We start from the raw sequence: 8,376 nt of genomic DNA, 5'->3' as shown, positions 1-8,376 counted from the left end.
CTCGTCCTCGCCCGGCTGCTCGCCGCCCGCGGCGCCGTCGTCGGCGCCGTCCTGATCCTGCTGCTGTTCGCGCTCGCCTTCGGCGGCCCGTACCTCACACCCTGGGACTACGCCACCCCCGACTTCACCGCGCTGCACCAACCCCCCTCCGCCGAGCACTGGTTCGGCACCAACGGCGTCGGCCAGGACGTGTTCGCGCAGACCGTCCGCGGACTACAGAAATCGCTGATCATCGGCCTGCTGGTCGCCCTGTTCTCCACCGTGCTGGCCTCACTGGTCGGCGCCTGCGCCGGCTACTTCGGCGGCTGGGCCGACCGGGCGCTGATGTTCCTCGTCGACCTGATGCTGGTCTTCCCCAGCTTCCTGATCATCACCGTGGTCTCGCCCCGGCTGCGCAGCAGCGGCTGGATCGCCTTCGTGCTGCTGCTCGCCCTGTTCAACTGGATGATCACCGCCCGGGTCGTCCGCTCGATGACCATCTCCCTGCGCGAGCGCGAATTCGTGCGCGCCGCACGGTTCATGGGGGTGCGACCGCTGCGGATCATCAGCCGGCACATCCTGCCGAACGTCGCCTCCTTCCTCATCGTCGACGCCACCATCGCCGTCGGCGGCGCGGTGATGAGCGAGACAGCGCTCTCCTACTTCGGCTTCGGCGTCCGGCCGCCGGACGTCTCGCTCGGCACGCTGCTCGCCGCCGGGACCAGCGAGGCCCCGGTGTTCCCCTGGATGTTCTACTTCGCCGCCGCGCTGCTGGTGCTGTTCGTGCTCGCCGTCAACCTGATCGGGGACGGGCTGCGCGACGCCCTCGACCCCACGGCCGGGGGCGCTCCGCGGCGGTCCCGCCGTTCCGTCCGCCCCGGCCGTCCAGGCCGATCCAGCCGCCCCGACCGCCCCGATCTCCCCAACCGCCCGCAGAGGAAGCGTCCGTGACCACCACCGCTGTCGAGACCCCGCTGCTCGCCGTCCGGGACCTGCGGGTCGACTTCGCCGGACCGCACGGCCCGGTGCCCGCCGTGCGCGGAGTGGACCTCACCCTGCGGCGCGGCGAGACGCTCGGCATCGTCGGCGAGTCCGGCTCAGGAAAGTCCGTCACCGCGCTGTCCGTGCTCGGGCTGCTGCCCGGCACGGCCCGGGTCAGCGGCTCGGTACGGCTCGACGGCCGGGAACTGGTCGGGCTGCCCGGGCGGGACCTCGCCGCGATCCGCGGCCGCCGGATCGCCATGGTGTTCCAGGACCCGCTCTCCGCCTTCACCCCGGTCTACCGGATCGGCGACCAGATCGCCGAGGCGGTCCGCGTCCACCAGCGGGTCGACAAGCCCACCGCCCGCCGCCGGGCCGCCGAACTCCTCGACCTGGTCGGCATCCCGGCACCCGACCGGGCCCTGGACAGCTTCCCGCACGAGTTCTCCGGCGGCATGCGCCAACGCGCGATGATCGCCATGGCGGTCGCCAACCAGCCCGACATCCTGCTCGCCGACGAACCGACCACCGCGCTGGACGTCACCATCCAGGCCCAGGTGCTCGACGTGCTGCGCACCGCGCAGCGGGAGACCGGCGCGGCGCTGGTCCTGGTCAGCCACGACCTCGGGGTGATCGCCGGAACCGCCGACCGGGTCGCGGTGATGTACGCGGGCCGGGTGGTCGAGACCGCCGGGGTGGACGCGCTGTTCGAGGCCCCGCGCCACCCGTACACGCTCGGGCTGATCGGCGCGCTGCCCCGGCTGGACGGGCGCGGCGGCACCCTCGTACCGATCCCCGGCACCCCGGCGCCGATGGCCGAACTGCCGGCCGGCTGCCCGTTCGCCGCACGCTGCCCGCTGGCGGAGGAGCGCTGTTCGACGGCCGAACCCGCGCTGAGCGGGGACGGCGAGCACCGGGCCGCCTGCGTGCGGTCGGCGGAGCTGGCCGAGCGGCGGCCCGCGCCGAGCGAGGTGTACCCGGTGCCGGAACTGCCGGACACCCGGGCCGCTGACCCTTCCGACCGTTCCTCGCGGGCACCGGTGCTGGCGGTGAGCGGGCTCGGCAAGACGTTCCCACTGCTCAAGGGCACGGTGTTCAAGCGCCGGGTCGGCGAGGTCTACGCGGTGGACGGCGTCGACCTGGACCTGCGGGAGGGCGAGACCCTCGGCCTGGTCGGGGAGTCCGGCTCCGGCAAGTCCACCACGCTGTTCGAGCTGCTGAAGCTCGGTGCCCCGGAGACCGGCCGGATCGAACTCCTCGGCCACGACACCGCCCGGCTCACCCGGGCCGAGGCCCACCGGCTCCGGTCACAGCTGCAGATCGTCTTCCAGGACCCGATGGCCAGCCTCGACCCCCGGCTGCCGATCGGCGACATCATCGCCGAACCCCTGCGCGCCCAGCGCGCACCGCGCGAGGAGATCGCCCGCCGGGTGCCCGAACTGCTGCGCCAGGTCGGCCTGGACCCGGACCACGCCGTCCGCTACCCGCACCAGTTCTCCGGCGGGCAGCGCCAGCGGGTCTCGATCGCCCGGGCGCTCGCCGTCCGGCCGAAGCTGCTGGTGCTGGACGAACCGGTCTCCGCCCTGGACGTCTCCATCCAGGCCGGGGTGCTCAACCTGCTCCAGTCGCTCAAGGCCGAGCTCGGGCTCTCGTACCTGTTCGTGTCGCACGACCTCTCGGTGATCCGGCACCTCGCCGACCGGGTCAGCGTGATGTACCTGGGGCGGACGGTCGAGCAGGGCGAGGTCTCCGCCGTCTTCGACCGGCCCCGGCACCCGTACACCCGGGCGCTGCTCTCCGCCGTCCCGCTGCCCGACCCCGCCGCCGAGCGCGCCCGGGACCGGATCCTGCTGGCCGGGGACCCTCCCTCGCCCACCGAGCGGCGCACCGGCTGCCCCTTCCGCACCCGCTGCCCGCTGTACGCCGGGCTCACGGAGGCGGCGGCCCGGGCGCGGTGCGAGCAGGAGCGGCCGACGCTCGACGGGGACCGGGCCGGCAGCGAGCATCAAGCCGCCTGCCACCACCCGGAGGACTCGTCGGACTGATCACATTGAGTGCCGACCTGCATACGATTCGGTGGATCGGCCTGGTGGCGTGTACTGTCTTCCACGTCAGCAAGCGCCGCTAGCTCAGTTGGTTAGAGCAGCTGACTCTTAATCAGCGGGTCCGGGGTTCGAGTCCCTGGCGGCGCACATGGCAAGGTCTCAGGCCGTCCACTCCGGTGGGCGGCCTGAGGCGTTTCCGGGGTGGTAGACCGTCCCCGTGACCTCAGTCGACGCACGCCCCCTCCCCGAGGAACTCCTGCTGCTCTGCGCCGACCCGGCGCGCGGCCGGTTCCTGAACCCGTCCCCCCACCTCAACCAGGTGATCGCCGGCGCCGTCCTCGCCGAACTGCTCCTGGCCGGCGCGATCACCGTCGAGAAGCAGCGCATCACCGGCTACCAGCCCCTCGGGGCGGCGGACGAGATCGCGGCCGGGGTGCTGGCCCGGCTGGAGGCGAAGGGCAAGAGCCGCTTCCGCCCCTGGCTCGTCGACGCGCTCCGCCGGATACCGGAGCGGCCCGGCTACCGGTTCCACCTCGACCGGCTGGTGGCGCAGGGGTACTACACCGTCGAGGAGGAACGATTCCTCGGCCTGCCGAGGCGGCGCTACCTCCCGACCCGGCCCGACCTCACCCGGCAGATAGCCGAGCGGGTGGCCGCCACCCTGCTGGCCGGCGACCGCGGGGCCGGCCGGCCGACGGCGGAGCGGGACCGGCAGCTGGCCGGCCTGATCTCCGTGGCCGGACTGGAACGCCGCCTCTACCCCGGCCGGGACGGCGCACCGGTCAGGCGCGCCACCGGTCGGCTGGCCCGGGAACTGCCCGTCCCCCGGGCGGTCCGGGACGTCATCGACTAGCTCCGACCAGCTCTCCGGCTCGACGAGCCCTCGGCTGGTCCTCGGCGGATCCTCGGTGGGGCCTCGGCGGATTCTCAGCGGGTGTCGAGGATGGCGGAGGCCACCGCGTCCGGGCGGTCGAACATCACCAGGTGCCCGGCCGGGGCCGTCGTCCGGTAGTCGGCCCCGAGCAGCGCGGCGAGCTCCCGCTGCCCCGCCAGCCAGGTCTCGGTGCGCGCGGTCCGGCAGCCGTCGTCGGCGGCCAACACGGTGACCGGCAGGTCCTCCGGGAGCGGCCGGGTGAGCCGCAGCTCGTCCAGCTCGGCGGCCATGTCGAGGTAGCGCCCGTTCTCCCGGAGCAGTGCGCGCAGCGACCGGCCGGTGCGGTAGCAGTGCCGGACCAGCGGCATCGGGGCGAGGTCCTCGCGGCGGACGGTGGACAGCCGGGCGGTCACCCGGCGAACGGTCGGGCCGAACAGGTACGGCACCGCGAGGGCCCGGGCGGCGCCCGCCACCGCCCGGGCCGCCAGGTCGCGCAGGGCGGGTGCCGGGTACGGACGGGCCGCCGGCTCGACGCTGCCGTCGACCAGGACCAGCCCGGCGGTCCGCTCGGGGTGCAGCCGGGCGAAGGCCTCGACGTGGAAGCCCGCGATCGAGTGGCCGGCCACGGTGCAGGGGCCGCGCAGCCCGAGGCCGTCCAGCACCGCCCGGATCCGCTGGGCCTCACCGGCCACCGTCGGGGCGGGCCGCCCGGTGGCGGGTTCGGCGGCGCTGAGCCCGTAGCCGGGCCGGTCGAAGCGGACGACGGTGCGGTAGGGGGTGAGGAACGGGACCACGAGGTCCCAGTCGAACCAACTGCTGCCCAGGCCTCCGGTGAGCAGGCAGACCGGGCCGCTGCCCTCGGTGCGGACGTGCAGCGGAACGCCGTCGATCCGCAGGAAGCACGCTCGGACGTCGGGGGTGCCGGGGGCGCCCGGGTTGCCCGGTCGGTTCGGGGCGGTCATATCGGCCTCCGGTCCTGGCTCGGCCTCCGGTCCAGGGGCGGCCCGGCCCGCCGCGGCGTCTCGTCGGGGTCGTCCGACGTGCCCGACCTGCCCGACGTGCCCGACCTGCCCGACGTGCCCGACCTGCCCGACGTGCCCGGGCGAGCGTTCGAGCGGGCGACTCCCAGGGCCAGCACGCCCAGCCAGAGCGCGACCAGCAGCACCTGGAGCCGCTGGCCCGCGCCAAGCGCCCAGGTGCCGCGGCCGGTCTGGAAGGCGGCGATCGCGGCGAGGCTCCAGGCGGTGGCGAGCAGTTCGGCGCCGAGCAGCCAGGGCCCGAAGCGGCCCACCGGCGGCCACCAGCCGTGGCGGCGGGCGGCCGTGGTGAGCGCGACCATCCCGGTGAGCGCGCCGAGCACGGCGAGGCTGCTGCTGACCGCGTGTGCGGTGTGAGTGGCCGGGACGAGCCCGGCGGTCTCGCGGGCGGCACACATCTCGTCGCTGGTGGGGGCGCAGCTGAGCGGCAGCCGGGAGTCGGCGGCGGTCGCGGCGCCGAACAGGGCCAGGGCGGACCAGCCGACCAGCGCCCAGCGCCTGCCGGGGGTCCCGGGGCGCTTCGCCTGCCCGGTGATCAGGGCGGCGACGGCGGCGGCGAGCACGCAGAGCCCGGCGGCCAGGTCGGTGGCCCGGAAGAGGCCTCCCAGCGGCTGGTCCTCGGCGGCGAGTTCGCTGATGTACGCCTGCACCGGATCCAGCCCGGTGCTCAGCACGACCTCCAGTACCCAGGCGGTGTACGCCACGGCGCTGAGCAGCAGCAGGGTCGCGACCGCCGTCCGCGCACGGCGCCGTCGCGGCCGGGGATGTCGGGGGTGGGGGTGTCCGGGCCGGGAGCTGGGCACCGTTCCACCCTAACCGGCGGCGAACTCCACCCCAACCGGGAGGAAACAGGCACGTGGACCACCGGGCGGGGAGAGGTGGTTCGGGGCACCCCTCGGACTCGTGTATTGTTTTCCAGGTCAGCAGGCGCCGCTAGCTCAGTTGGTTAGAGCAGCTGACTCTTAATCAGCGGGTCCGGGGTTCGAGTCCCTGGCGGCGCACAGACATTGGGGAGCCTCTCGCAACAGCGAGGGGCTCCCCGATTTTTTGGCCCTCGACGTCCGTTTTGCGTGTGATGTCGGTCTCGATTGCCGTTCCGACGGAGCCACCAGGCCCGTCCGACACGTCCTGGGCAGTAAACCGGATTCGGGACAAAGGTCCCTAACCGCCGTTGTTCCCGTCCGTGCAGGCTGGCCCGGCCCGCCCGCAGGAAAGGCCGCGCTTTGTCCGAAAACGCCCAGAGCGGCCGTCGCACGCCGTCGATCAACCTCCGGCCGATCAAACGGCTCAAGCGTTCCCCCGGTACGGCCGGCTCCTCGTCCGGCGGCAAGAAGCCGCGGCGCCCCAAGCGCACCGGCTGGCGCCGGCTGATACCCACCTGGCGGATGACCCTGGTCGGACTCGGCTCGGTGCTGCTGCTCGGCATCGGTCTGTTCGCGCTGGGGATCGCGCTGGTGAAGGTCCCGGACGCGCACGCCGCCGCGACCGCGCAGAGCAACACCTGGCTCTACTCCGACGGCTCGGTGATCACCCGCACCGGCCAGACCAACCGGCAGAACGTCGGCCTGGACAAGGTCTCCCCCGCCGCCCAGCACGCCGCGCTGGCCGCCGAGGACCGCAACTTCTACAACGAGGGCGCGATCAACGTGCAGGGCCTGATGCGGGCCGCCCTCAACACCGCCAAGGGCGAGGGCACCCAGGGCGGCTCCACGATCACCCAGCAGTACGTGAAGAACACGTACCTGAACCAGAAGCAGTCGGTCACCCGCAAGGTGAAGGAACTCTTCATCGCGATCAAGGTGGACGCCACCGAGAGCAAGGACGACATCCTCTCCGGCTACCTGAACACCTCCTACTACGGCCGCGGCGCGTACGGCATCCAGGCCGCCGCCCAGGCGTACTTCGGCGTCGACGCCTCCGCGCTCAACGCCGCCCAGGGCGCCTACCTGGCCACCCTGCTGAACGCCCCGAGCGCCTACGACGTGGCCACCGCGACCGCGGCGGGCAAGCAGAACGCCGTCAACCGCTGGAACTACGTGCTCGACGGCATGGTCAAGGAGGGCTGGCTCGCCGCCGACGAGCGGGCCCAGACCACCTTCCCCGACGTCAAGGACCCCCAGCCCAACCCCGGTCTGTCCGGCCAGTCCGGCTACCTGGTGGACGCGGCCACCCAGTACCTCACCTCGAACGGGATCATCAACGAGACCGAGCTGGCCAAGGGCGGCTACACGATCAAGCTGAGCATCGACCCGAACCGCCAGCAGGCCCTGCAGGACTCCGTCCAGACCCAGCTGCACGACACCCTGAACCCGGACAAGCGGAAGAAGGACGCGGCCGCCCAGGCCGGCGCCGTCTCGGTGGACCCGAAGACCGGCGCGATCGTCGCCCTGTACGGCGGCGTCGACTACGTGAAGCACTACGTGGACAACGCGACCCGGCGCGACTACCAGGCCGGTTCGACCTTCAAGGCGATCGCCCTGGCCGCCGCCTTCGAGAACGACGCCAAGACCCAGGACGGCCGGACGATCACCCCGCGCACCGTGTACGACGGCACCAGCGGCCGCAAGGTCCGCGGCGGCAAGGGCACCCCGTACGCGCCGCCGAACGAGGGCGACAAGAGCTACGGCCAGATCACCCTCCAGCAGGCCACCGACTGGTCGGTCAACTCGGCCTTCGCCCAGCTCGCGCAGGACACCGGGCTCCAGAAGGTCAAGGACACCGCGGTCGCGCTCGGCCTGCCCGGCAACACCCCGGGTCTGGACCCGGTGCCGTCCATCCCGCTGGGCGCGGCCACCCCGAGCGTGCTCGACATGGCCGGCGTGTACGCCGCGCTGGACAACGGCGGCAAGCAGATCACCCCGTGGCTGGTGCAGTCGGTGGACCGCGAGGGCGAGAACATCGCGCTGCCCGCGCACAAGACCACCCAGGCGATCAGCGCGGACACCGCCAACCAGGTCACCTCGATGCTCCAGGGCGTGGTGAGCGACCCGGGCGGCACCGGCTGGCGAGCGAAGGCGCTGGGCCGCCCGGTGGCGGGCAAGACCGGCACCACGGACGACCAGAAGTCCGTCTGGTTCGTCGGCTACACCCCCGAGCTGGTCACCTCGGTCGCGCTGTTCGGCCAGGACCCGGGCAACGGCTCCCAGGTCAGCCTGAGCGGCGTCGGCGGGATCGACGGCGCGGCGGGCGGCCAGTTCCCGGCGCAGATCTGGACCAGCTACATGAAGGCGGCGCTCAAGGGCCAGCCGGTGAGCGACTTCCCGACCCCGGCGGACAGCGGTGACTCCTCCGGTCCCGCCGACGTGCCGGCCGCCCCGAGCACGCCGAGCAGCGCTCCGTCGACCGGCTCCGCCACGCCGAGCACCGGCGCCGGCACCCCGCCGAACGACAACTCCGGCGCGAGCTCGCCGTCGGGCGGCACCGGGTCCGGCTCCGGCTCCGGGTCCGGTTCCGGTTCCGG

At 73.3% G+C, this 8,376-nt stretch carries 6 protein-coding genes and 2 tRNA genes; 6 read left to right on the top strand and 2 right to left on the bottom strand.

Features of this window, described 5'->3' with window-relative positions; all coding sequences use genetic code 11:
- From J0670_RS22215 to J0670_RS22200, 4 genes are all read left to right on the top strand, one after another.
- The coding region (locus J0670_RS22215) for an ABC transporter permease (protein ID WP_243437356.1) at positions 1-930 on the top strand (930 nt) is incomplete at its 5' end.
- Positions 927-3,005, top strand: coding sequence for an ABC transporter ATP-binding protein (locus J0670_RS22210; RefSeq protein WP_207813402.1), 2,079 nt, complete (start codon positions 927-929; stop codon positions 3,003-3,005). The genes J0670_RS22215 and J0670_RS22210, both read left to right, overlap by 4 nt.
- Before the next feature lie 73 nt (positions 3,006-3,078).
- Positions 3,079-3,152: transfer RNA gene (locus tag J0670_RS22205), tRNA-Lys, on the top strand.
- Between the two features lie 70 nt (positions 3,153-3,222).
- Positions 3,223-3,858, top strand: a complete 636-nt coding sequence (locus tag J0670_RS22200; RefSeq protein WP_207813401.1) for a GPP34 family phosphoprotein — start codon at positions 3,223-3,225, stop codon at positions 3,856-3,858.
- A gap of 74 nt (positions 3,859-3,932) precedes the next feature.
- On the opposite strand, the gene J0670_RS22195 is transcribed toward J0670_RS22200, so the two are convergent.
- The gene (locus J0670_RS22195; protein WP_207813400.1) at positions 3,933-4,841 is read right to left on the bottom strand and encodes an alpha/beta fold hydrolase; all 909 of its coding nucleotides are present in this window, start codon (positions 4,839-4,841) and stop codon (positions 3,933-3,935) included.
- Positions 4,838-5,719: a DUF998 domain-containing protein gene (locus tag J0670_RS22190; protein WP_374223144.1), complete on the bottom strand. Its 882-nt coding sequence runs from the start codon at positions 5,717-5,719 to the stop codon at positions 4,838-4,840. Before J0670_RS22190 ends, J0670_RS22195 begins: the two co-directional genes overlap by 4 nt.
- 124 nt (positions 5,720-5,843) lie before the next feature.
- Here J0670_RS22190 and J0670_RS22185 point away from each other — a divergent pair.
- Both J0670_RS22185 and J0670_RS22180 read left to right on the top strand, forming a co-directional pair.
- Positions 5,844-5,917: transfer RNA gene (locus J0670_RS22185), tRNA-Lys, on the top strand.
- Between the two features lie 222 nt (positions 5,918-6,139).
- The coding region (locus tag J0670_RS22180; protein WP_207813399.1) for a transglycosylase domain-containing protein at positions 6,140-8,376 on the top strand (2,237 nt) is incomplete at its 3' end.

Source organism: Streptomyces sp. FH025 (assembly GCF_017427025.1).
Classification (GTDB): domain Bacteria; phylum Actinomycetota; class Actinomycetes; order Streptomycetales; family Streptomycetaceae; genus Kitasatospora.
The sequence above is the reverse complement of the archived record's forward strand: the minus strand, read 5'-3'. Positions and strand labels throughout refer to the sequence as shown.